Source organism: Amycolatopsis sp. AA4 (genome assembly GCF_002796545.1).
GTDB lineage: Bacteria > Actinomycetota > Actinomycetes > Mycobacteriales > Pseudonocardiaceae > Amycolatopsis.
On the sequence record NZ_CP024894.1, the window covers coordinates 242,606 to 265,801 of the forward strand.

Genomic DNA, 23,196 nt, shown 5'->3' on the forward strand with positions numbered 1-23,196 from the left:
CGCGGCCGATGTGCCGGGTGGCAAACGGGTGGCAGCTTGGGCGCCGCCGACACCCGAACGGAGGATTTGCAAGACTGGGACGGTGAGCACTGGCACCGAGCAGTCCAAAGCATGGTTCGCACGCGCCAAGGCAGCCGTTCCGGGCGGGGTGAACTCGCCGGTGCGCGCCTTCAACTCGGTCGGCGGCACGCCGCGGTTCATGGTCCGCGGCGAGGGCCCGTATCTGTGGGACGCCGACGGCAACCGCTACGTCGACCTGGTCTCCTCGTGGGGCCCGATGATCCTCGGGCACGCGCATCCCAAGGTCGTGGCCGCCGCCCGCGCGGCCGCCGAGCACGGGCTTTCCTTCGGCACGCCGACGATCGGCGAGGTCGAACTGGCCGAGGAGATCATCGGCCGGGTCGGTCCGGTCGAGCAGGTCCGGCTGGTCAACTCCGGCACCGAAGCGACGATGAGCGCCATCCGGCTGGCTCGCGGATTCACCGGTCGCGCCAAAATCGTCAAGTTCGCCGGCTGCTACCACGGCCACGTCGACGCGCTGCTCGCCGAAGCCGGTTCCGGGGTCGCGACGCTCGGCCTGCCGACTTCGCCGGGCGTCACCGGCGCGCAGGCCGCGGACACGATTGTCTTGCCGTACAACGATCTTGACGCGCTCCGGAAGTCTTTCGCGGAGAACGAGGGCCAGATCGCCGCGGTGATCACCGAAGCGGCTGCGGGCAACATGGGTGCGGTGCCGCCGGATCCCGGCTTCAACGCCGCGCTGCGGGACCTCGCGCACGAAAACGGCGCGCTGCTGATCATGGACGAGGTGATGACCGGCTTCCGCGTTTCGCGATCCGGCTGGTTCGGCCTCGAAGGCGTGGCTGGAGACCTGTACACGTTCGGCAAGGTGATGTCCGGCGGGCTGCCCGCCGCGGCGTTCGGCGGGCGCGCGGACATCATGGCGAAGCTCGCGCCCGGCGGTCCCGTCTACCAGGCGGGCACGCTGTCCGGTAACCCGGTGGCGGTCGCCGCGGGGCTTACCGCGCTGCGCGAAGCCGACGACGCTGTGTACGCGAAGCTCGACGCCAACGCGAAGCGTCTCGGCGGGCTTTTCGACAAGGCGCTCAGCGAAGCAGGTGTCACGCACACTGTGCAGTTCGCGGGCAACCTGGTGAGCGTTTTCTTCACCGACAAGCCCGTACGCAACTACGCGGACGCGCAGGCCACCGAGACGTGGCGCTTCCCGGCGTTCTTCCACGCGCTGCTCGAAGCGGGCGTCTACCCGCCGCCGAGCGCGTACGAAGCGTGGTTCGTGAACGCGGCGATGGACGACGAAGCGTTCGCCGTCATCGAAGCCGCGTTGCCCGCAGCAGCGCGCGCGGCGGCTGAGGCGGTTCGCCCATGACCACCGTTGTGCACATGCTGCGGCACGGTGAAGTCCACAACCCGGAGAAGATCCTCTACGGGCGGCTGCCGAACTTCCGGCTGTCGGAGCGCGGGCAGCGTCAGGCGCTCACCGTCGCCGAAGCGGTGGCTGGGCACGACCTCGCGTACGTCGTCGCTTCGCCGCTTCAGCGCGCGCAAGAGACCGCGGCGCCTATCGCGGGCGCGCACCGTCTCGACATCGCTACGGACGAAGGTCTCATCGAAGCGGCGAACGTCTTCGAGGGCCAGCGCGTGGCCGTGGGCGACGGTGCGCTGCGGCAGCCGAAAGCGTGGCCGCACCTGGTGAACCCGTTCAAGCCGTCGTGGGGCGAGCCGTACGTCGAGATCGCGCACCGCATGCTCGGCGCGGTCCACCGTGCGCGCGTAAAGGCCGAAGGACGCGAAGCGCTGTGCGTCTCGCACCAGCTGCCGATCTGGACGCTTCGCCGGTTCCTCGAAGCGAAGCGGCTGTGGCACGACCCGCGGCAGCGACAGTGCTCGCTGGCGTCGCTCACCAGTCTCGTGTTCGACGGCGAAGAGCTGCTGGAGATCGTCTACAGCGAACCCGCGGGCACCACCGACCCCAAGGTGACCGGCGCATGAAACGGCGGCTGCTCGGGGTGCTGACGGCCGCCGCGCTGGTCGTGACGGGCTGCTCGACCGGCAAGGACGCGGTCGTCTCGGGCGGCACCTTCACCTTCGTCTCGCCCGGCGGCAAGGTCGACATCACGTATCCGGTGAACGAGCGCCAGAAGGCTCCGACGCTGGCCGGCGACGACCTGATGCACGAGGGCAAACAGCTCTCGATCGAGGACTTCCCGGGCAAGGCGCTGGTGATCAACCTGTGGGGCCAGTGGTGCGGCCCGTGCCGCGCCGAAGCTCCCGAGCTGGAGACGGCGAGCAAGCAGATCGCCCCGCTCGGCGCCCAGGTGATCGGGCTCGACGTCCGCGACCCGGCCCGCCAGGTGGCCCAGGACTTCGTGCGCGACCGCGGCCTGACCTACCCGTCGATCTGGGACCCGTCCGGACGCGTGCTGCTGCAGCTGGCCGGATACCCGCGCAACATCATCCCGTCGACGCTGGTGCTGGACAAGCAGCATCGCGTGGCGGCGGTGTTCCTGCGGCAGGTGCTGGCTTCCGACCTGGTTCCGGTGGTGCAGCGGCTCAGCGCGGAGAAGTAGCCTGGCCGCGCTTCGCCCCGCTGCCGAGTCCGTGAGGGCCACCTTCACGGACTCTGAGTCCCTCAGGGTTCCCCTCACGGACCGCCCAGCTGCCCCGCGCGTCCACAGCGGCGGGACCTAGGTCCCGGCCCCGCTGTGGCGTAGGTCCTGTGAGCGGGACCCGCCCGCCTCACGTCCAGCTCACTGCCTACTCTCAAGTGCGTGAACTCCGTGTCCGAGCTGGCGCTCTCCGGGCCGCTGCTGCTCGCCGCGGGTGTCGCGCTGGTGGCCGGGGCCATCTCGTTCGCGTCGCCGTGCGTCGTGCCGCTCGTGCCCGGGTACCTCGCCTACCTCGCGGCTCTCGTCGGCGCAGACGCCCCGGCGGTGCGCGACGGCGAGGAACGCAAGAAGGGCCGCTACGCCGTGCTCGGCGCGGCGGGGCTGTTCGTGCTCGGGTTCACCGTGGTGTTCGTCGCGACCATGGGCACGCTGGTCTGGCTCGCGAACACCTTGCTGGTCAACCAGGATCTGCTGCAGCGCGTCGGCGGCATCCTCACCATCCTCATGAGCCTGGTCTTCCTCGGCTGGATTCCCGGGCTGCAGCGCGAGGTCCGCTCGCACCACGTGCCCGGCGGCGGGCTGTGGGGCGCTCCGGTGCTCGGCGCGGTCTTCGGACTCGGCTGGACACCGTGCATCGGGCCGACGCTCTCGGCCGTCACCAGCCTCGCCAGCGCCACCGGCGGGGCCGCGGTCCGCGGGTACGTGCTGGTGCTCGTCTACTGCCTCGGTCTCGGCGTCCCGTTCCTGCTGATCGCGCTCGGCACCCGCTGGGCCGTGCGCGCCACCGACTGGCTCCGCCGCAACGGCCGCCGCGTGCAGATTTTCGGCGGGGCGCTGCTGATGGTGGTCGGCCTCCTGCTGGTCACCGGGCTCTGGGGAGACGTCATGGGCTGGCTCCGCAACTCCGTCGCCTCCGATCTCGAGCTGCCGTTGTGACCACTACCGAAGCGCCCCCGAAGAACCCTCAGCCGTACCGGCCGTCCGCGGCCAAGCAGTTCCTGGCTTTCCTGCGCAACACCTGGCGCGGCCTGACGTCCATGCGCACCGCGCTGGTGCTGCTGTTCCTGCTGGCGCTCGCCGCGCTGCCCGGCGCGCTGCTGCCGCAGCGGCGGCTGAACGCGCCGAAGGTCGACGAGTACATCAGCGCGCACGGCTGGTGGGGTTCGCTGCTCGACAAGCTGGAGTTCTACGACGTCTACTCCAGCGTCTGGTTCTCCGCGATCTACATCCTGCTGATGATCTCGCTGATCGGCTGTCTCACGCCGCGCAGCTTCGAGTACCTCAAGCAGATGCGGGCGAAGCCGGTGCTGACGCCGCGCAACCTCGCGCGCATGCCGCACCACCGGATCGCCCGCACCGCGCGTACGCCGGAGACGATCCGCGAGGACGTGCGCAAGCAGCTGTCCGGCTGGCGGCGCATCGAGCGCGAGGAAGAAGGCGGCGGATTCAGCGTCTCGGCCGAACGCGGCTACCTGCGCGAGACCGGCAACCTGCTCTTCCACTTCGGCATGCTCGGTCTGATCGTCTTCTTCGCCCTCGGCAAGCTCTACAGCTACGAGGGCCAGGTCATCGTGCAGGCCAACGGCGGCCAGTTCTGCAATTCGGGCATCTACAACTACGACTCGTTCGAGGCGGGCCTGCGGGTCGACGGCACCGACCTCGACCCGTTCTGCGTGAAGGTCAACGACTTCACCGCCCGCTACACCGCCACGAACCAGGCCGACTACTACCACTCGCACATCGAGTACCAGTCCGGCGCGGACCTGCAGACCGGCACGTGGAAGCCGTACGACCTCGAGGTCAACGAGCCGCTGCGCACCGTCGGCGACCGGGTTTACCTGCTGGGCAACGGTTATTCGCCGCAGTTCACGGTGACCTTCCCGAACGGCGAGAAGCGCACCCAGAACACCCAGTGGATGTTCAGCAACCCGGCGACGATGCTGTCCGAGGGCGCGACGAAGTTCGACCAGCCCGGCGTCACCGACGAGATCCAGCGGCGCACGAAGCAGCTCGCGATCACCGGCCTCTTCGCGCCGTCGTCGTTCATCCACGGCGGCGTGCTCACCTCGACCGCGCCGCAGCTGAACAACCCGATGGTCGCGGTCGACGTGCTGCGCGGCGACCTCGGTCTCGACGCGGGCCGCGGCCAGTCGGTGTTCTCGGTCGACCAGTCCCGCGTCCAGGACGGCAGGCTCAAGCGGGTCGCCCGCAAGAACCTCGCGGTCGGCCAGGAACTGACGCTCGACGACGGCACGAAGGTGCGGTTCGACGGCGTCAACAAATGGGTCAACCTGCAGATCTCGCACGATCCGACGCAGGGTTACGTGCTCGGCTTCGCGATCGTGATGTTCGCCGGACTCGGGGCGTCGTTGCTGGTCAAGCGGCGTCGCGTCTGGGTGCGGGTGCGGCCGGGCAAGGACGGGGGCGCGAGTACCGTGATCGAGGTGGCGGGGCTCGCGCGCACGGATCAAGCCGGATACGGCGAGGAATTCCAGCGGATCAGCGAACGGCTGGTCACGGGCCGGAAGGGCAGCTGAGGCATGGAAATCAACGAGAGTCTCTCGCAGTACAGCGACCTGCTGTACACGACGACAGTGGCGATTTACGTGCTGGCGCTGCTGTTCACGCTCTTCGAGCAGGCGTTCGGGGCCAAGGGCCGGCTCGCCGCCGAGCGCAGCCGCCAGCGCGTGCTGGTCGGCGCGGGCGGACCCGACGCCAACGACGCCAGCATCGAAGATGGCGACGCTCCGGTCGAGCCCGAAGCACCGCGTGCGGTCGGCCGCGCGGAGCGGATCGGCCGGATGGGCGCGGCGCTGCTCGTGCTGGGAGCCCTGCTGCAGCTGTCGGCGATCGTGCTGCGCGGACTCGCGGTGCACCGCGCGCCGTGGGGCAACATGTACGAGTACGGCATGGCGGTCACCTTCATCACCGTCGTCGCGTGGCTCGTGGTGATCAAGAAGTTCCCGGTCCGCCACCTCACCGGCTTCCTGCTGCTGCCCGTCGTGATCCTCATGTTCATCAACGGCACGATGCTGTACACGGTGGCCGCGCCGGTCGTGCCCGCGCTGCAGTCGTACTGGCTCGTGATCCACGTGTCCGCCGCGATCATCGGTTCCGGCGTGTTCCTGGTGCCGGGCGTGGCGAGCGTGCTGTACCTCTTCCGCACCGCGCACGACCGCAACCCGGCCAAGTTCGCCGGCTTCGGCCCGAAGCTGCCCGCCGCCGACGTGCTCGACCGCATCGCCTACCGGGCCACGATCGTGGCGTTCCCGATCTTCACCTTCGGCGTGCTGTGCGGCGCGGTGTGGGCCGAGGCGGCGTGGGGCCGGTTCTGGGGCTGGGACCCGAAGGAGACCGTCGCGTTCATCGCGTGGGTCGTTTACGCGGCGTACCTGCACTCGCGGGCCACCGCGGGCTGGCGCGGGACGCGGGCCGCGGTGATCAACATCGTCGGGTTCTCGGTGACGATCTTCAACCTGTTCTTCGTCAACCTGGTGACCGCCGGACTGCATTCCTACGCCGGAGTGGGCTGAGCCGGGGGTCCACCGCCCGGACTGGGCCTCGGGCGACTACCGTCGTCGGCAGGGGCCCTTCGACGTACCCGGGAGGTTGGCAACGGTGACCGGACCCAGTGAAGAGACTGCCGGCGAACAGCAGTCCGAGCAGGCCCAGGAACCGGCTGCCATGTTCTCCGAGGAACGCACCGACTCGACGCCGCACCCCGGCACCGGGCCGTACGACGCGCAGCCGACGCAGGTCGTCGACCCGCCGCCGCCGGGGGCGTACCAGCCGCTGCCGCAGCCAGGCGGCTACCAGCCGCACTACGACCAGAACCTGCCGCCGTTGCAGCCGCCCGCGCAGCCGCACCAGCCGCAGCACGCCGCGCCGCCCGGGTACCAGCAGCCCGTGCCTCCGCCGGGCGTGCCGGGCGCTCCGGCCGCGGCCCAGGGGCTGCCGCAGCCCGCGTCCAGCGCGGACGAGCTGGCCACCGCGCACCTGGTGAAGCAGCAGAAGCGCACGCCGCAGTCCGGCTGGCGCAAGGCGGTGTACCTGGGCAGCGGCAAGCTGATCAACCCGGGGGAGAGCCCCGCGGACACGCGTCGGCGCGAGCTGATCGCGCGGGTCAACCAGCCGCTGCGCGGGTGCTACAAGATCGCGATGCTGAGCCTCAAGGGCGGCGTCGGCAAGACCACGACCACGACCACGCTCGGCGCGACCTTCGCGTCCCTGCGCGGCGACCGCGTGGTGGCGGTGGACGCGAACCCGGACCGCGGGACGCTGTCGCAGAAGATCGCCATCGAGACCACCGCGACCGTGCGGCACCTGCTGCGGGACGCGGACAAGATCACGCGCTACAGCGACGTCCGGTCGTACACGTCGCAGGGGTCGAGCCGCTTGGAAATCCTGGCCAGCGAACAGGATCCGGCGGTGTCGGAGGCGTTCTCCGAGAACGACTACCGGCGCACGGTGAACCTGCTGGAGCACTTCTACAACATCGTGCTCACCGACTGCGGCACCGGTTTGATGCACTCGGCGATGAAGGGCGTCCTCGACGTCGCCGACTCGCTGGTGGTCGTGTCCTCCGGTTCGGTCGACGGAGCCCGCAGCGCCTCGGCGACGCTGGACTGGCTCGAGGCACACGGCTACGGCGACCTGGTGAAACGCTCGGTCGTGGTGATCAACTCGGTGCGCCCGAAGGGCAGCTCGGTCGACCTGGACAAGCTGGCCGCGCACTTCGGCGCGAAGGTGCGTTCGGTGTGCCGGATCCCGTTCGACGCGCACCTGGAAGAGGGCGCGGAGATCGAGCTGGAGCGCCTTGGCGGGGACACTCGGCTAGCGCTGCTGGAACTGGCCGCGACCGTGGCGGACGGGTTCAACGGCAGGGCTTGATTGCCCCGGCTCCGCCGCGGCGCCGAGAAGCCGGTTTCTTCCCTCCCGATTCGCCCGGCCTGGGGGCCGGTCGAATCGCTCAGTCCAGAAACCGGCGCGATCTCGGGTGGTGGTTGCGGCGCCGGTGGCGAGCCTCGGGTCTCAGGACTCGGTGTCGTCCGGGCGGCGATTGCGCTGCTGTTCGGCGAGCTTGCGCAGGAATTCGGGATCGTCGTCAGGAGCGACGGCCGGGCGACGCTGCGGGACGCTGATCCGCTGTGCCCCCAGCGCCCGCCACAACAGAACGGCGATGGTGATCGCGCCCACCGCTGCGAGCAAAGGAATCATGCCCGGGGTCCTTCCGTGTTGATGGCGCCGACTCCGTCGTCGCGGCGAGATCGCCGGGGAGCCGGTTTCTTCCCTCCCGATTCGCCCGCCCTGGGGCCGGTAGAATCGCTCAGTCCAGAAACCGGCGCGATCTCGCGGCGTGGTCGCGGAGCGCGATCTCGCAGCGTGGTCGTGCGGCGTCCTCACGGAGCACTTTACGGGATTTGGCCCGGACGCGGCGAAGGGTCGTGACCGGCAAGCGATGCGGGAGGCACCCCTTGCCAGTCACGACCCTTCGGCGTATTCGAGACCCGCGGATCAGATCTTGCGGGTCGGTTCGCTCGCGTCCGTGGTGAGTTCGGCCAGAAGGTCGTTCACCTCGGACTCGCGGAACCTGCGGTGTCCGCCCGGCGTCCGGATCGAGCCGATCCGGCCCGCGGTGGCCCAGCGGGTCACGGTCTTCGGGTCCACCCGGAACAGAGCGGCCACCTCACCCGGGGTGAGCAACCGTCCGCCCATGGTTGCGGTCATTTTCCGCCTCCTTAACGCCCAACTTGCTATACCGGGGGCATCGGGCGATTTCGCCCGTCGCGCCCGGGTGGCCAACGCGGCAATCGTGGCACTTCACCCGTCGGGTACTCGAACGGTTGTCCTTGGGTAAAGAGCCCTTAAAGTGCAAAAGGGACATAACTCAGCAGATTCTCAGGATCGCTCAGAGCCCGTCCGCGCCCCGCTGACCAGGCATTTTCCGACCGGATGCAGCGAGATTCGGGTAAAGACCAAGCAAAGGCCGAGTCTGGGCGGCGTCCGGCGCCGAGGTTGCTGTGACGCAGGAGACAATCCGGGGCCTACCGGGATGAGCCGGTCGCGCGGACGCGCCGCATAATGAGCCGGTGGATCAGCTGGACCGGAAGATCATCGCCGAGCTGCGGGCCAACGGCCGGGCTACCTACGCCGACCTCGGCCGGACGGTGGGGCTCTCCGCGTCGTCGGTGCACGAACGCGTCGGGAAGCTCGAGGCGGCGGGCGTGATCACCGGGTACCACGCGATGGTCGACCCGAACACGGTCGGGCTCGGCGTCACCGCGCTGGTCGGCATCCACCCCACCGACACCGCCACCGACGAGGACGTCGCCGCTTCGCTCGGCGAGCTTCCCGAGGTGGAGAGCTGTTACGCGGTCGCGGGCGACGAGGCCTTCGTAGTAAAGGTGCGGGTTTCGACGGTCGACGAGCTGGAACTCACGCTCGGCAGGCTGCGCCGCATCCCGGGCGTCGGCCGCACCAACACGACGGTGGTGCTCTCCACCCGCTTCGAGGGCCGCCCCAACAACGCGGGCCTGGACGAAGACCCGGCGAGCGGGGCGTAGCCTGTTTCGGTGTGAGCGAGACACCGGACAATCTTCCCCGTGACCTGACGGTGTACTTGATCGCGCGGTTCGCGCTCGTCGCGGTGGTCGCGGTCGTGCTTTCGCTGGTCGGCGTGCCGCTGCTGGTCGCTTTGCTGATCGGGCTCGTCGTCGGCCTTCCGCTCGGCCTCCTGCTCCTGCGCGGCCTGAACCAGCGCGTGACCGCCGGCCTGGCCAAGCGCAACGAATCCCGCGCGCGTGCTCGTGCCCAGCTGCGGTCGCAGCTGCGCGGCGAGACCTCGGCCGACGATTCCGCGGCATGAGCAAACCGCACAGCCGCGCCTGGGTCCGCGAAGCAGTCCGGATCATCGAGGCCGACGCCAACCGCAGCGCCGACACTCACCTGCACGTCTTCCCGCTGCCGCCGGAATGGGGCATCGACCTTTACCTGAAGGACGAGTCGGTGCATCCGACCGGCTCGCTCAAGCACCGGCTCGCCCGCTCGCTGATCCTGTACGGCCTGGTCAACGGCCACATCGGCCCGGACACCGTGCTGGTCGAGGCGTCCAGCGGCTCGACGGCGGTGTCCGAGGCGTACTTCGCGCGGATGCTCGGCCTGCGGTTCGTGACCGTCGTGCCGCGGCGGACGAGCAAGGAAAAGATCGCGCTCATCGAGTTCTACGGCGGCGAATGCCACTACGTCGACGCGGCCCCGGCGATGTACCCGGAGGCCGAGCGGCTGGCCGCCGAGTGCAACGGGCATTACCTCGACCAGTTCACCTACGCCGAGCGCGCGACGGACTGGCGCGGCAACAACAACATCGCCGAATCGGTGTTCGCGCAGATGCGCGCCGAACGCCATCCGGTGCCGTCGTGGATCGTCGTCGGCGCGGGCACCGGCGGGACGAGCGCGACGTTCGGCCGCTACGTCCGGTACAAGCGGCACACCACGAAGATCTGCGTGGTGGACCCGGAAAACTCGTCGTTCTACGGCGCGTGGGAAACCGGCGCGCTGGACTACGCGACCGGAATGCCGTCGCGGATCGAAGGCATCGGACGGCCGCGCTGCGAACCGTCCTTCGTGCCCGGCGTGATCGACGAGATGTTCCAGGTGCCCGACGCCGGTTCCCTGGCCGCGATCCGTTTGCTGCGCGAACGGACCGGGCACTGGGCGGGCGGCTCGACCGGGACCAACCTGTACGGCGCGTTCCAGCTGATCTCGCGGATGCTGGCGGAAGGCCAGGCGGGTTCGGTGGTGACGCTGCTGTGCGACGGCGGCGAGCGGTACGCGAACACGTACTACTCCGACGAATGGCTCGCCGAGCAGGGGATCGACCTCGCGCCGTACCGCGCGCGGTTCGACGAGTTCCTGCTCACCGGCCGGTTCGACGCCTAGCTTCCTGGTAGCCCAGCGGAGTTCGTGGAGGGGCAGGCGATCGCGGTCGGCCGCTAGAGCGCCAGGGCGACGGCGCTCAGCACCGCCCACGCCAGCATCGCCATGCCGGTGTCGCGGAGGGCCGGGATCAGCTCCCGGCCCTTGCCGCCCCCGCCGACGGCCTTGATCGGCTTCAGCAGCAGCGGTGCGGTCACGAAGGTGATGAACAGCAGCGGGTGCCAGATGCCCATCAGCACGGTGAGCGCGTACGGCACCGTCACGAGGGTCAGGTACAGCTTTCGCGTGCCGCCGTCGCCCATGCGGGTCGCGAGGGTGCGCTTGCCGGACTCGATGTCGGTGGGGATGTCGCGCAGGTTGTTCGCGACCAGCACCGCCATCGAGAACGAGCCGACGGCCACTGCGCAGCCGAGAGCGTCCCAGCTGACGCGACCGGCCTGTACGTAGACCGTGCCGAGGACCCCGGCCAGGCCGAAGAACACGAAGACCGCCAGTTCGCCCAAACCGTAGTAGCCGTAAGGCTTTTTGCCGCCGGTGTAGAACCACGCGCCGAGGATGCACAGCGCGCCCATCGCGAGCAGCCACCAGTAACCGCTCAGTGCGACGAGCGTCAGGCCCAGCACTCCGGCGAGGCCGAGGGAGGCGAGGGCGGCGCGGAGCACGGCCTTCGGGTTCGCCGCGCCGGAGCCGACGAGACGCAGCGGGCCGACGCGGTGTTCGTCGGTGCCGCGGATGCCGTCGGAGTAGTCGTTGGCGAAGTTCACGCCGATGATCAGCGACAGCGCGACCAGCAAGGCGAGCAGCGAACGCCACCAGGAGAACGCGTCGAGCGCGATCGCCGCCCCGACGCCCGCCACGACCGGCGCGATCGCGTTCGGCAGCGTCCTCGGCCGAGCGCCTTCGATCCACTCACTGACTGTCGCCATGGGGTCCATTCAACGCCATGCGATCTTCACCCGTTCGGTGACCGGCCGCAAGCCGTGAAGGACTCCTTGAGGGAATCAGATTCCCTCAAGGAGTCCTTCACGGAACGAGCCGGGACCGCACTGCCTGGCGGTCGATCTTTCCGGGCCCGCGCAGGGGCAACTCGTCGGTGAACTCGATGCGTTTCGGCGTAGCAGCGGCCCCCAACTCCGCCCGGACGGCGGCGCGCAGCGTGGCCTCGTCCGCGGAGGCCACCACCATCGCGACCACCGCCTCGCCCCACTGTGGATCCGGAAGTCCGACGACGCACGCGTCCCGCACCCCGGGCTGCGCGCCGAGGAGGCGTTCGATCGCGGCGGCGGACACCTTGACCCCGCCGGTGTTGATGACGTCGTCCGCGCGTCCGAGCACCTCGACGCGGCCGTCCGGCAGCAGGCGGCCGCGGTCGGAGGTGCGGAAAGAGCCGTCGCGGAACGACTCCGCGGTCAGTTCCGGAGCGAGACGGTAGCCGTGCGAGAGGACCGGGCCGGAGATCCACAGGCGCTCGTCTGCGTCGGGCTCCACGCGGACGCCGTCGAGCGGGACGCCGTCGTAGACGCAGCCGCTGGCGGTCTCGCTCATCCCGTACGAGGGGACGATCCGCACGCCTTCCTCGGCCGCTTGCGCGCGCAGCTTCGGGGAGGTGGCGGCAGCGCCCAGGATGATGCCGTCGAACGCCTTCGCGGCGGCTAGGCCAGCGCCGCCGTCGTCGAGGAGCCGGACTAACTGGGTCGGCACGAGCGCGGTGTAGCGCGGGCCGTTCTCCGCCAGCACGGGTGCGGCCGCGGCGGCGAACTCGTCCGGACGGAAGCCGGTGCCGGTCAGGAACGCCGGTTTCGTGCCGGCCAGCCGCGCCCGGATCAGGACCTGCAGACCGCCGATGTAGTGCGCGGGCGTGGCGAGCAGCCAGTGTCCGGGGCCGCCGAGCCGGGCGTGCGTGGCCGTCGCGGACGCGGTCAGCGCCCGCGGCGACAGCAGCACGCCCTTCGGCGCCCCGGTGGACCCGGACGTGGCGATCACCACGGCGGTATCCGGCTCGACGGGCTGCGAGGGGGCCATCGCTTCGAGCAGCGCGGGGGCCGACGGGTCTGCGGAGTTCAGCGGAAGCACCGCCGGACCGCCGTCGAGGGCGGCCGCGAGGGCCGCGTCGAGGGCGTTCAGCGCGTCGGCGCTGCCGTCGAGCCACACCACGTGCACGAGGGACGACCTATCTCAGTAGTAGTACGGGTAGTCGGACCAGTCCGGGTCGCGCTTCTCCAGGAACGCGTCGCGGCCTTCGACGGCCTCGTCCTGCATGTACGCCAGCCGGGTGGTTTCTCCGGCGAACAGCTGCTGTCCGACGAGCCCGTCGTCGATCGCGTTGAACGCGTACTTCAGCATCCGCTGCGCGGTCGGCGACTTGCCGATGATCGTCCAGCCCCATTCGAGCGCGACCCGCTCCAGCTCGGCGTGCGGCACGACCTCGTTGACCGCGCCCATCCGGTGCATCTGCTCGGCCGTGTAATCCCGGCCGAGGAAGAAGATCTCGCGCGCGAATTTCTGCCCGACCTGCCGGGCGAGGCCCGCCGAACCGTAGCCCGCGTCGAACGAGCCGACGTCGGCGTCGGTCTGCTTGAACCGCGCGTGCTCGGCCGAGGCGAGGGTGAGATCGCACACGACGTGCAGCGAATGCCCGCCGCCCGCCGCCCAGCCGGGCACCACGGCGACCACGGGTTTCGGCATGAACCGGATCAAGCGCTGCACCTCGAGGATGTGCAGCCGGCCCGCCCGCGCCGGGTCGACCGTGTCCGAGGTCTCCCCGCTCGCGTACTGATACCCGGAGCGTCCGCGAATACGCTGGTCACCGCCGGAGCAGAACGCCCAGCCGCCGTCCTTCGGCGACGGGCCGTTCCCGGTGAGCAGGACGCACCCGACGTCCGCGCTCATCCGGGCGTGGTCGAGCGCCCGGTAGAGCTCGTCGACGGTGTGCGGGCGGAAGGCGTTGCGGACCTCCGGACGGTCGAAAGCGATCCGGACCACCCGTTTGCCGGAGCGGGCGTCTCGCGAACGGTGGTAGGTGATGTCGGTGAAGGAGAACCCTTCGACCTCGGACCAGGCGGCGGGGTCGAACAGCTCGGAAACTCGGGCGTCATCCACGTTTGGGAGAATAGGACCTGTGGACATGATCGCTGTGCCTGACGCCGCCCCCGGGGATAGCCCGTCGGACGGTGCGCTAACCGGGGCCTGCCGGTGAACCCGTCCACCGCGCAGGCCAGGGTCATCGTCGACGAACTCGTCCGCAACACGGTGTCGCACGTCGTGTTGTGTCCAGGATCTCGCAACGCGCCGCTGTCCATCGCGCTCTACGACGCCGCCGCTTCGGGACGCCTGCAGCTGCACGTCCGCATCGACGAGCGCGGCGCGGCGTTCCTCGCGCTCGGCATCGCGGCGCGCACCGGCCGTCCGGCGGCGGTGGTCTGCACCTCCGGGACCGCGGCGGCGAACTTCCACCCGGCCGTGCTGGAGGCCGACCGGGCGGGCGTGCCGCTGATCGTGCTCACCGCCGACCGTCCGCCGGAGCTGCGTTCCGCGGGCGCGAGCCAGGTGATCAACCAGTACGAGCTGTACGGCGACGCGGTCCGCTACTTCGACGAGCTGGCCGTCGCCGAACGCCGCGCCGGGCAGAACTCCTACTGGCGCAGCCAGATCTGCCGCGCGTGGAACGCCGCGTACGGCGAGTGGCGCTGCGGGCCGGTGCACCTGAACATCCCGTTCCGCGAGCCGCTCGTGCCGGATCTCGACGACGACGGCGAGTGGTACGAATCGCTCGAAGGCCGTCCGGACGGCGAACGCTGGACCGAACTGCCCGACTTCGGCGCGCTGCCGTCGTTCGTGGTGCCCTCGGCGCGGCACGGCCTGGTGATCGCGTGCGACACCGGCGCGCAGGCGGCCAGCGAATGGGCCGAACAGCACGGCTGGCCGGTGGTTTCGGAGACCGGCGGGCTCGGCCTGTCCGGCGCGACCGCGATGTCGTCCGGCGCGTGGCTGCTCGGCGTGGAGGAATTCATCTCGCGGCACCGTCCCGAGCAGGTGCTGTGCCTCGGCCGTCCGACGGTGTTCCGGCAGGTCCAGAAGGTGCTGTCGGACCCGGAGGTCGAGGTGCTGCTGGTGCGCCCGGATTCGGACTGGCCCGCGCCCGCGCACAACGTCCGCCAGGTCGGGCAGTGGTTCGCCGAACCGACGAAGCCCGCCGACCCGGAATGGCTGGCGAGCTGGCAGCGCGCGGACGCCGCGGCCAGCCAAGCGGTCGCGACGGCGCTGGCCGCCGAGCCGTGGCCGAGCGGCGTACGGGTGGCGACCGAGCTGGTCGACGCGTTGCCGGAAGGCGCGCTCTTGGTGGTCGGCTCCTCGAACCCGACGCGTGATGTGGCGCTGGCCGGACGGTTGCGTCCGGACGTCCTGGTGCACCGCAACCGCGGCGTCGCCGGGATCGACGGCACGGTGTCGACGGCCATCGGCGCGGCCACCGTGCACCGCGCGCCGTCGTACGCGCTGCTCGGCGATCTGACGTTCCTGCACGACGCGTCCGGCCTGCTGACCGGGCCCGCGGAGCAACTGCCGGACCTGACGATCGTGGTGCTGAACGATGACGGCGGCGGGATTTTCTCGCTGCTGGAACAGGGTGCGCCGGAACACTCGGCGAGCTTCGAGCGGGTCTTCGGCACCCCGCACGGCGCGGATTTGGGTGCGCTGTGCGCGGGCTACCGGGTGCCGCACGTCGTGGCCGAGACGGTCGAGGAGTTCCGCGCCGCGCTGCGACCCGCGCCGGGCCTGCGGGTCGTCGAGGTCCGGGTCGACCGGGCGCAGCACCGGAATCTCCACGCGCGGCTGAAGTCGGCGGTCGCGCAAGCGGTGGGGACGGTTTAACCGGCGGGGGGCCGGTGAAAAATGGGGGAGTTCTTGAACGAGGCGGACCTGCGCCCGCGAGGCCGGTGGGCCTGGTTCAGCGCGGCGGTGGCGGGCCTGGCCCTGATCGGGCTGGTGTGCTCGTACTTCTCGTCGTTTCTGGTGCTGGCCGGCGACGATTGCTTCGCCGGGGACAGCCGGGCGATCTGCAGTTCCGCCGGGCAGCAGGCGGTCTTGACGCTGCCGTGGGTCGGCTGGCTCGCCGCCATCGCCGGTTCGTTCGCGATGGCCGGGCTGGCCGCGCGGCGCGGCTGGGGACCGTGGCCGGGGCTGTATGCGGGCCCGATCCTGTACGGCATTCCGATCGCCGTCGCGTGGTGGATCGCCGAATCCGGGTGATCTTCCCAGTGGGTAAGAACCCGTCGTTCGGACGTACCTGTGAAGTGCTGGCGTGGATACGTTCGGTCGCATTGGCCACCTTGGAGGAACCATGCGATCGAGAACTCGGGCCGGAATCGGGGCGGTTGCGGCTGGAGTCGCGACGGTGCTGCTGGCAGGCACCGCTTCGGCGGTCCCGGCACCGGGCGCGCCCGGCGTCGGCGACCCGTACTACCCGAACGCCGGCAACGGCGGCACCGACGTGCAGCACTACGACATCCGCGTGAGCTACCAGCCGGACACCGACGTCCTGTCGGGCACCACGACGCTGCTGCTCACCGCCACCCAGGACCTGTCGCGCTTCGACCTGGACTTCGCGCTCAAGGCGTCGGAGGTGCTGGTGAACAACCGGCCCGCGCAGTTCGCCAATCAAAACGGCGACGGCGAGCTGGTGATCACCCCGGCGCAGCCGCTGCTCAGGGGCCAGTCCGCGACAGTCGTCGTGAGCTATTCCGACAGCCCGTCGACGGAGAAGGTCGGCGGCCTGAACACGTGGAAGAAGGGCGCTTTCGGCGCGCTCGGCATCGACGAGCCGCAAAGCGCGCAGTGGTGGTTCCCCTCCAACGACCACCCGACCGACAAAGCGACCTACGACGTGTCGATCGAGGCTCCGGACGGGCTCGCCGCCATCTCGAACGGCACGCTCGTGAAGAAGACCAAGAAGCGCCCCGGCTGGACGCGGTGGAACTGGCGCAGCACGAAACCGCAGGCGACCTACCTGACGTCGTTCATCGTCGGCAAGTACGACGTGGTCCAGTCCACCACGCCGGACGGCAAACCGTTCATCACCGCCTACGGCGCGGATCTCGGCGATTCGCTCGACGCGGCCAAGGCGAGCGTGGAGCGGACGCCGGAGGTCGACGAGTTCCTGGCGTCGCAGTTCGGGCCGTACCCGTTCGAGGCCGAGGGCGGCGTCGTGACCAGCGGGATCGGCTTCTCGCTGGAAAACCAGACCCGGCCGACCTACGGCGCGCGCAACTTCGCCGCCGGCTCCAACACCACGCTGATCGCGCACGAGAACGCACACCAGTGGTTCGGCGACAACGTTTCGCTGGGCAAGTGGAGCGACATCTGGCTGAACGAGGGCTTCGCGTCCTACGCCGAGTACCTGTGGTCCGAGCACCAGGGCGAGGGCACGACCGCGGAACTCGCCCAGTACGCGTACGACTCCTACGCCGCCGACGACCCGTTCTGGCAGGTCCTGCCGGGCGACCCGGGCGAGCCGAAGCAGTTCGACCGCGCCGTCTACGACCGGGGCGCGATGGCCGTGCAGGCCCTGCGCACCACGGTCGGCGACCAGGCGTTCTTCTCGATCCTCCAGCAGTGGCAGACGGCCAAAGCGGGCAAGGCGGCGGTGATCCCGGACTTCGTGGCGCTCGCGGAGAAGGTGTCGGGCAAGCCGTTGCAGGCGCTGTTCCAGACCTGGCTGTTCACGAAGGGCAAGCCCGCGGTCGGTCCTAATGGGACGGTCGCGGCGGCGAAGGCGTTCGCGGCGGTTCCGGCGAAGCCGAAGGCGTGGGACCAGATCCAGGCGAACCACCGCGCGCTGGCGGAGGCCGGGCGGCACTGAAATTCGCTTGCTGGCCGCGGGATCCTGGAGAGTTCCGCTCTCCAGGAGGAGGATTCGGTGGCCCTGAAAGTGCGGGCGCAGCTCCGCCACGCTCGGCTCGACGGCCGGGAGTGGCGGGTGCTGCGCCCGGATCCCGCGCTGGATACCGCCGTGCTGTACGAAAACGGCCCGTGGCCGGGGATGTGCGTGGATCGCCGCGCGGCGTATCGGATCGGCGTGCTGTGGCTGCTGGCGGCACGGTCTCGGCACACGGTTATCCACCTGCCGTTGCGGGCGAGCCGCACTCCCGCCGAGCCGGAGTTCACCGGTCGTCGGCTGGACCTGGTGCTGAGCCACCACACCGCGCAGCTGCGTCCTTCGCAGTGGCCGAGGCTGCGGGCGGCGCTCGGTCCGGCCCGGCCGCACACCGTGCGGGTCCCGGCGGATCGGCGTCCGGTGGAGTGGCCGTGTTGGCGGACCCGGGACCGGCTGTACGACCGGATTCACGCGGACACGATGTTCCTCACCGGCAGCGCGGCGGTTTTCCGCCATACCGCTGAGTACTTTTTCGCTCTCGCGTTCCGTGCGCCCGGTTCGGCGCCGGGAGAGGAAACGGCGCACCACGCGTGCACGGAGCTGTACGGGTCGGCGGGAGAGCTGGTGAACAGCGACTGCCTGCACGTGCTGTACCGGGCGCACTGGCTGCCGCGTGCCCGGCTGGTCGGCGTACCCGACTAAACTCTCGGTGTGGCAGCCAGGAGGGTGAAGGCACGGCGGATCGCGTGGTTCGCGGTGCTGGGCGTCGCTGTGCTGCTCACCGTGATGTGCGTGAGCCTGGTTTTCGCCGCGTTCCGCAACGACAGCGCGATCGAGGCGCATCTGGGCACGGCCAACGCGACGGTCGAGTCGGTGGCCTTCGACCGCACCATCATCCAGTACCAGACCCCGGACGGCATCGTGCACAGTCCGGCGACCGGGGTGCTGTACCCGTCGGGTCTCGCCGCCGGTCAGCTGGTGGCGATCGAGTACGACGCGACCAACCCGGACCTGACCCGCGTCGCCGGCCGGACCGCCACGTTGACGCTGCTGCCGGTCGGGATGACGGTGCTGATCACGTGGCTGGTCGCGGGCCCGCTGCTGTGGTGGCTGCGTCGGCTGATCAAGCGGGACCGGTCCGCGGCCGCTCCGGAGCCGGTGCCCGCGAAGGTGTAGCCCGGGCGGCTCGGCACTGTCCGTGAGGGGAACCTTCACGGACTCTGAGTCCCTCAGGGTTCCCCTCACGTACTTCAGGCATCAGGTACCGGCGGTTTCCTGCCACCAGCCGAGCACCTCGTCGGCGACCCCTGGCGCGGCGACCAGCAGCCCATCCGTAGGCAAGGCGGCGTCTTCCCCGTGCTTGTCGAGCACGACCGCGCCCGCCTCGATGGCCATCGCAACTGAGCCCGCGACGTCCCATTCGTGGTAGCTGTGCAACACCGCCGCAGCCGCGTGGCCCAGTGCGACCTGGGCGATCGACAGCGCGGCCGACCCCAGCACCCGCACGCCAGCGTGGGCGGCCGCCGCGCGTTCGATGAACTCGCCCATTCCCGGCCACGGGCCCTTGCGCGCCAGTTCGGTGCAGACGATCGCGCCGGCCGTGCCCGTGCGGTCCACCAGCCTCAGCGGTTTCCCATTGGCCCGGGCGCCGCGTCCGCGCGCGGCGGCGTAGATCTGTGCCCGGTACGGGTCGGCGACGACGCCCACCACGGGGCCGCTCGCGTCGACCAGGGCGAGGCTGTACGCGCACCACGGCACGCCGGCGACGTAGTTCGCGGTGCCGTCCACGGAATCGACCACCCAGCGGTACTCCGCGACGTCCGCGCCGTGGTCCGCGCCGAATTCGTGGCCTACCACCGGGATTCCGGGGAACTCCGCGGTCAGCACGCGCCGGGTGTGCCGTTCCAGGATCCGATCGGTGTCGGTGACCCAGTCGAACGGCGAATCCAGCGTCGCCGGGTGCGCGCCGCGGCCCGCGGTCGCGGTGATCACGTCGGTGGCGTCGTTCGCCAGCCGCCCCGCGACCTCGAGCGCTCGGGAGAGCAGCCCGGGTTCCACGGGCCGCGACGGCCTGGAGGACAAGAGGGTCATGCCTGCTTAGTCTGGGCGTTCCTGGTGTCCGGGACGCGACCGGAAGATGACATGTCGTGGCGAATTCTTCGACAGTCGGCGCCGGGACGCGGACGCTGCGCAGTGTTTCGCCACCGTTGGCCGGTCGGTTACGCGGGATTGGCCCGCCCTGCCTGCGGTTTTGCGACAGTGACGCCGTGCGAGTCGCCATAGTCACCGAAAGTTTCCTGCCCCAGGTGAACGGCGTGACGAATTCCGTCCTGCGGGTCGTCGAGCACCTGGTCGAATCCGCGCACGACGTGCTGGTCGTCGCGCCGGGACCGGGTCCGGCGAGTTACCGCGGCGCTCCGGTCGTCCGCATTCCGGCGCTGGACTTCCCCGGCGTGAACTCGCTGCCGATCGGCCTGCCGACGCGCACCGTGCTGACCGCGCTGGCCGATTTCGGCCCGGACGTCGTGCACCTGGCCTCGCCGTTCGTGGTCGGCGCGCGCGGGCTCGCCGCGGCGAGACGGCTGCGCGTGCCGTCGATCGCCGTCTACCAGACCGACATCGCCGGGTTCGCCACGTCGTACGGCTTCGGCATCGGCGCGCGGGCGGCCTGGCGCTGGGTGCGCCGCCTGCACTCGCGGGCCGACCGGACGCTCGCGCCGTCGTCGGACTCGATCGAACAGCTGAAACTGCACGGGGTTCCGCGGGTGCACCGCTGGGCGCGCGGCGTGGACGTCAGCCGGTTTTCCCCGGCGCACGCGGACCCGGCGCTGCGGACGGAACTCGCGCCGAACGGCGAACTGCTCGTCGGGTTCGTCGGACGGCTCGCGCCGGAGAAGGAGGTCGACCGGCTGACCGCACTGGCCGGGATGCCGGGCGTGCGCGTGGTCGTCGTCGGCGACGGACCGGAGCTGCCGGCGTTGCGGGAACGGTTGCCTGGCGCGGCTTTCCTCGGGGCGAAGTACGGCGACGAGCTTTCGGTCGCGTACGCGAGCCTCGACGTTTTCGTGCACACCGGACCGCACGAGACGTTCTGTCAGGCGGTGCAGGAGGCGATGGCGTCCGGGCTGCCGGTGCTCGCGCCGGACGCGGGCGGCCCGAAGGATCTCGTCTTGCCGGGCCGGACCGGCTACCTGCTTCCCGCCGACCGGGAGTCGTTCGGTCCGGCGCTGGTTTCCAAGGTCGACGACCTGCGGGACGCGGCGTTGCGGACCCGGCTGGGCGAGAAGGCGCGGAAAGTGGTCCTGGGCCGGACGTGGCCCGCGGTGTGCCGGGAGCTGGTCCGGCACTACGAAGCGGTGCAGGGCCGAGTCGCGCGTGCGGCTTGAGCCATGCACATCGTCCAGCTGGCGAACTTCTACGGACCTCGGTCCGGCGGGTTGCGGACCGCGCTGAACCACCTCGGCGCGGGGTACGTCGCGAGCGGTCATCGCGTGACGCTGGTCGTGCCGGGCCGGCGGTACGCGGTGGAAACCCTGCCGAGCGGGGTGTGCCGGTATTCGTTGCCTGCCTTGCAGATTCCGGGCACCGGCGGCTATCGCGCGGTGGATCCGCAGCGGGTCCGTTCGGTGTTGCGGCGGCTGGAGCCGGATCGGCTGGAGGTGTCCGACCGGCTGACGTTGCGGGGCATGGGCGTCTGGGCGCGGCGCAACGGCGTGCCCAGCACGGTGATCTCGCACGAGCGGCTGGACCGGTTGCTGGAGCAGTTTTTGCTGCCCGGGGCGATGGCCCGGCACGTCGCGGACGTCGCCAACCGGCGAATGGCGGCGTCGTACGACACGGTGGTGTGCACGACTGCCTTCGCGCACGCGGAGTTCGAACGGATTGCCGCGCCGAACGTCCGGCGGGTGCCGTTGGGGGTCGATCTGGCGACCTTCGCGCCGTCGATGCGGGATTCCGGGTGGCGGTCGACGCTGGCCGGCGGAGCGGACGCCCTGATTGTCCATTGTGGGCGGTTGTCGCCGGAGAAACACGTTGAGCGGAGCGTGGATACGGTCGCCGAGCTGACGGAATCCGGGGCCAGGGTGCGGTTGGTGATCGCGGGCGACGGACCGCGGCGGCGAGCGTTGGAAAGGCGGGCTCGGGGGTTGCCGGTGACGTTCCTGGGTTTTCTGTCCGGGCGCGGAGAAGTGGCTCGATTGCTGGCCAGCGCGGACGTTTCGCTGGCGCCGGGTCCACATGAGACATTCGGGCTGGCGGCGTTGGAGGCACTCGCTTCGGGGACGCCGGTGGTGGTTTCGGCGTCGTCGGCGCTGCGGGAGATCGTGCGGCCCGGGTGCGGGGCGGCGGTGGACGATCACGCGCCCGCCTTTGCCAGCGCGGTGACCGGATTGCTGGACAGCCCGGAGGAGCTCCGACGAGCGGCCGCGAGGGCGCGGGCGGAGGAATTCGCCTGGCCGAACTCGGTGCGGGGAATGCTCGCCGCACTCGGCTGACGCTGCGGAAGGTCCGTGAAGGACTCCTTGAGGGAATCAGATTCCCTCAAGGAGTCCTTCACGGACGACTAGCCGCGGTAGCCGGGGTGGATGCCGGGCGTGAGGCCGCGGTCCTCGGCCACTCGGGCCAGCAGGTCGCGCAGGGTCGCACGTTCCTCTGTGGACAGTGCGGACATCAGCTCGTCCTCGTGCGCCGCGGCGGCTTTGCCCAGTTCGGCCATCGTTTCCTGGCCTTTGTCGCTGAGGAAGACCGCGTAGAGACGGCGGTCCTGCGGATTGCGGCGGCGTTCGATCAGGCCTTGCTGCTCCAGGCCGTCGACCAGGGCGACCAGCCGGGTCGGCGGCGTGCCCAGTTCCGCGGCCAGCACCTGCTGGCTTTCGCCGGGCCGCCGCGCGATCGCGCGAAGCAGTCCGGTCTGCGGCGGGGTCAGGCCCAGGTCCGCGACGCGTTCGGCGAAGCGCTGGGTCGCGTGGGCGCCCAGCTGGGCCAGGAGGAAGGCGCTGCCGAAGGCCGGGGGTCCTTGCATGCCCTGAACCGTATCGCTTGACAATCCATTACACCAGTGTAATCGTTATAGTAGTGAAACTAATTGACCTGGAGGTTTGCCATGACGACCGTGACTCGGCAGCAGAGCGGCCCGCCGTTGCTGGCACCGGCGCTCGCGTTCGGGGTGCTGACCGTCGCGTCGGCGGTGCTCGGGGCGGCGGGGACGCGGCCGGATTCCAGCGCGGCTGAGGTCGCCGCGTATCTCGTCGGCAACCAGGGCGTCGTGCGGCTGCTCGCGTTCGCGGTGTTCGGCGCGTCGGTTCCGTTGGCGATTTGGGCCGCGACGGTCTATCGCAGACAGCGGCGGCTCGGGGTCGCGGCTCCAGGTGCGGTGATCGGGCTGACCGGCGGCCTGCTGGCCGCGGCCGCGCTCGCGATGAGCGGGCTGATCACCTGGACCGCCGCGCAGTCCAGCGAGACGCCTGCGGTGGCGCGGGCGCTGACCAGCCTCGCGTTCGCGTCCGGCGGCCCGGGCTTCGTGGTGCCGCTGGCGTTGCTGATCGCCGGGCTCGCGGTGCCGGCGTGGTTCCTGAACCTGTTGCCGCGCTGGATGTCGATCGCCGGGCTGGTCGTCGCCGCGGCGGCGGTGCTCGCCTCGCTGTCGCTGCTGGCCCCGGCGCTGTATCCGCTGATCCCGGTCGGCCGGTTCGGCGGGCTCGTCTGGCTGGTCGCGGCCAGCGTCCTGCTCCCGCGCGACCGCGCGGCACGGACGGACTAATCTCG

At 70.4% G+C, this 23,196-nt stretch carries 25 protein-coding genes; 18 read left to right on the forward strand and 7 right to left on the reverse strand.

Annotated elements, in window-relative coordinates:
* Window positions 1-82: 82 nt before the first annotated feature.
* The 7 genes from hemL to CU254_RS01235 all read left to right on the forward strand — a co-directional run bounded on the left by hemL (window position 83) and on the right by CU254_RS01235 (window position 7,517).
* A complete protein-coding gene (gene hemL / locus CU254_RS01205) occupies window positions 83-1,387 on the forward strand; it encodes a glutamate-1-semialdehyde 2,1-aminomutase (protein ID WP_009071995.1) in 1,305 nt (434 codons plus the stop codon).
* A complete protein-coding gene (locus tag CU254_RS01210; RefSeq protein WP_009071997.1) occupies window positions 1,384-2,010 on the forward strand; it encodes a histidine phosphatase family protein in 627 nt (208 codons plus the stop codon). The genes hemL and CU254_RS01210 overlap by 4 nt, the downstream gene beginning before the upstream one ends.
* Complete coding sequence (locus CU254_RS01215) at window positions 2,007-2,588, forward strand: TlpA disulfide reductase family protein (RefSeq protein ID WP_009071999.1); 582 nt, start codon at window positions 2,007-2,009, stop codon at window positions 2,586-2,588. Before CU254_RS01210 ends, CU254_RS01215 begins: the two co-directional genes overlap by 4 nt.
* Before the next feature lie 201 nt (window positions 2,589-2,789).
* Window positions 2,790-3,563 carry a cytochrome c biogenesis CcdA family protein gene (locus CU254_RS01220; RefSeq protein ID WP_009072001.1) on the forward strand — a complete coding sequence of 258 codons (774 nt, stop codon included), beginning with the start codon at window positions 2,790-2,792 and terminating at the stop codon, window positions 3,561-3,563.
* Entirely contained in the window at window positions 3,560-5,164 is a 1,605-nt protein-coding gene (locus CU254_RS01225) for a cytochrome c biogenesis protein ResB (RefSeq protein ID WP_037712184.1), read from the forward strand. Before CU254_RS01220 ends, CU254_RS01225 begins: the two co-directional genes overlap by 4 nt.
* Window positions 5,165-5,167: 3 nt before the next feature.
* A complete protein-coding gene (gene ccsB, locus CU254_RS01230; protein ID WP_009072004.1) occupies window positions 5,168-6,160 on the forward strand; it encodes a c-type cytochrome biogenesis protein CcsB in 993 nt (330 codons plus the stop codon).
* Between the two features lie 85 nt (window positions 6,161-6,245).
* Window positions 6,246-7,517 carry a MinD/ParA family protein gene (locus tag CU254_RS01235; RefSeq protein ID WP_037712186.1) on the forward strand — a complete coding sequence of 424 codons (1,272 nt, stop codon included), beginning with the start codon at window positions 6,246-6,248 and terminating at the stop codon, window positions 7,515-7,517.
* A gap of 141 nt (window positions 7,518-7,658) precedes the next feature.
* Here CU254_RS01235 and CU254_RS01240 read toward each other — a convergent pair whose 3' ends face one another.
* Both CU254_RS01240 and CU254_RS01245 read right to left on the reverse strand, forming a co-directional pair.
* On the reverse strand, window positions 7,659-7,844 hold the full coding sequence (locus CU254_RS01240; protein WP_009072008.1) for a hypothetical protein: 186 nt from the start codon (window positions 7,842-7,844) through the stop codon (window positions 7,659-7,661).
* Between the two features lie 297 nt (window positions 7,845-8,141).
* Window positions 8,142-8,354, reverse strand: a complete 213-nt coding sequence (locus CU254_RS01245) for a BldC family transcriptional regulator (protein ID WP_009072010.1) — start codon at window positions 8,352-8,354, stop codon at window positions 8,142-8,144.
* A 362-nt stretch (window positions 8,355-8,716) separates the two neighbouring features.
* Here CU254_RS01245 and CU254_RS01250 point away from each other — a divergent pair, with 362 nt between their 5' ends.
* The 3 genes from CU254_RS01250 to CU254_RS01260 are packed head-to-tail and all read left to right on the forward strand — an operon-like array spanning window position 8,717 to window position 10,565.
* Entirely contained in the window at window positions 8,717-9,190 is a 474-nt protein-coding gene (locus CU254_RS01250) for an Lrp/AsnC family transcriptional regulator (RefSeq protein ID WP_009072012.1), read from the forward strand.
* 11 nt (window positions 9,191-9,201) lie between these two features.
* Entirely contained in the window at window positions 9,202-9,492 is a 291-nt protein-coding gene (locus tag CU254_RS01255) for a DUF4229 domain-containing protein (RefSeq protein WP_009072014.1), read from the forward strand.
* On the forward strand, window positions 9,489-10,565 hold the full coding sequence (locus tag CU254_RS01260) for a PLP-dependent cysteine synthase family protein (RefSeq protein WP_009072016.1): 1,077 nt from the start codon (window positions 9,489-9,491) through the stop codon (window positions 10,563-10,565). Before CU254_RS01255 ends, CU254_RS01260 begins: the two co-directional genes overlap by 4 nt.
* A 53-nt stretch (window positions 10,566-10,618) precedes the next feature.
* On the opposite strand, the gene CU254_RS01265 is transcribed toward CU254_RS01260, so the two are convergent.
* From CU254_RS01265 to CU254_RS01275, 3 genes are all read right to left on the reverse strand, one after another.
* Window positions 10,619-11,488 (reverse strand): 1,4-dihydroxy-2-naphthoate polyprenyltransferase, encoded by an 870-nt coding sequence (locus CU254_RS01265; protein ID WP_037712188.1) that lies wholly within the window; start codon window positions 11,486-11,488, stop codon window positions 10,619-10,621.
* Between the two features lie 97 nt (window positions 11,489-11,585).
* Window positions 11,586-12,722 (reverse strand): o-succinylbenzoate--CoA ligase, encoded by a 1,137-nt coding sequence (menE, locus tag CU254_RS01270; RefSeq protein ID WP_009072020.1) that lies wholly within the window; start codon window positions 12,720-12,722, stop codon window positions 11,586-11,588.
* Window positions 12,723-12,737: 15 nt separating this feature from the next.
* On the reverse strand, window positions 12,738-13,661 hold the full coding sequence (locus tag CU254_RS01275; RefSeq protein ID WP_009072022.1) for a 1,4-dihydroxy-2-naphthoyl-CoA synthase: 924 nt from the start codon (window positions 13,659-13,661) through the stop codon (window positions 12,738-12,740).
* Between the two features lie 93 nt (window positions 13,662-13,754).
* Here CU254_RS01275 and menD point away from each other — a divergent pair, with 93 nt between their 5' ends.
* The 5 genes from menD to CU254_RS01300 all read left to right on the forward strand — a co-directional run bounded on the left by menD (window position 13,755) and on the right by CU254_RS01300 (window position 18,609).
* Window positions 13,755-15,431, forward strand: coding sequence for a 2-succinyl-5-enolpyruvyl-6-hydroxy-3-cyclohexene-1-carboxylic-acid synthase (menD, locus tag CU254_RS01280; RefSeq protein WP_009072024.1), 1,677 nt, complete (start codon window positions 13,755-13,757; stop codon window positions 15,429-15,431).
* A 21-nt stretch (window positions 15,432-15,452) separates the two neighbouring features.
* Window positions 15,453-15,809 carry a hypothetical protein gene (locus CU254_RS01285; protein ID WP_009072026.1) on the forward strand — a complete coding sequence of 119 codons (357 nt, stop codon included), beginning with the start codon at window positions 15,453-15,455 and terminating at the stop codon, window positions 15,807-15,809.
* Window positions 15,810-15,900: 91 nt separating this feature from the next.
* Window positions 15,901-17,418, forward strand: a complete 1,518-nt coding sequence (locus CU254_RS01290; RefSeq protein WP_009072028.1) for a M1 family metallopeptidase — start codon at window positions 15,901-15,903, stop codon at window positions 17,416-17,418.
* Between the two features lie 57 nt (window positions 17,419-17,475).
* Window positions 17,476-18,135 carry a hypothetical protein gene (locus CU254_RS01295; protein ID WP_050788105.1) on the forward strand — a complete coding sequence of 220 codons (660 nt, stop codon included), beginning with the start codon at window positions 17,476-17,478 and terminating at the stop codon, window positions 18,133-18,135.
* A 9-nt stretch (window positions 18,136-18,144) separates the two neighbouring features.
* On the forward strand, window positions 18,145-18,609 hold the full coding sequence (locus CU254_RS01300) for a DUF3592 domain-containing protein (RefSeq protein WP_009072032.1): 465 nt from the start codon (window positions 18,145-18,147) through the stop codon (window positions 18,607-18,609).
* A gap of 81 nt (window positions 18,610-18,690) precedes the next feature.
* On the opposite strand, the gene CU254_RS01305 is transcribed toward CU254_RS01300, so the two are convergent.
* Window positions 18,691-19,524, reverse strand: coding sequence for an inositol monophosphatase (locus CU254_RS01305; protein WP_009072033.1), 834 nt, complete (start codon window positions 19,522-19,524; stop codon window positions 18,691-18,693).
* A gap of 224 nt (window positions 19,525-19,748) precedes the next feature.
* Here CU254_RS01305 and CU254_RS01310 point away from each other — a divergent pair, with 224 nt between their 5' ends.
* On the forward strand, window positions 19,749-20,819 hold the full coding sequence (locus tag CU254_RS01310) for a glycosyltransferase family 1 protein (protein ID WP_304597971.1): 1,071 nt from the start codon (window positions 19,749-19,751) through the stop codon (window positions 20,817-20,819).
* Window positions 20,820-20,822: 3 nt separating this feature from the next.
* On the forward strand, window positions 20,823-21,926 hold the full coding sequence (locus tag CU254_RS01315) for a glycosyltransferase (RefSeq protein WP_009072037.1): 1,104 nt from the start codon (window positions 20,823-20,825) through the stop codon (window positions 21,924-21,926).
* A gap of 68 nt (window positions 21,927-21,994) precedes the next feature.
* Here the strand turns inward: CU254_RS01315 and CU254_RS01320 are convergent, their stop codons facing one another.
* Entirely contained in the window at window positions 21,995-22,453 is a 459-nt protein-coding gene (locus tag CU254_RS01320; protein WP_037712194.1) for a MarR family winged helix-turn-helix transcriptional regulator, read from the reverse strand.
* A gap of 81 nt (window positions 22,454-22,534) precedes the next feature.
* Between CU254_RS01320 and CU254_RS01325 the strand changes: the two genes are divergently transcribed.
* Window positions 22,535-23,191, forward strand: coding sequence for a hypothetical protein (locus tag CU254_RS01325; protein ID WP_009072043.1), 657 nt, complete (start codon window positions 22,535-22,537; stop codon window positions 23,189-23,191).
* Window positions 23,192-23,196: the final 5 nt, after the last annotated feature.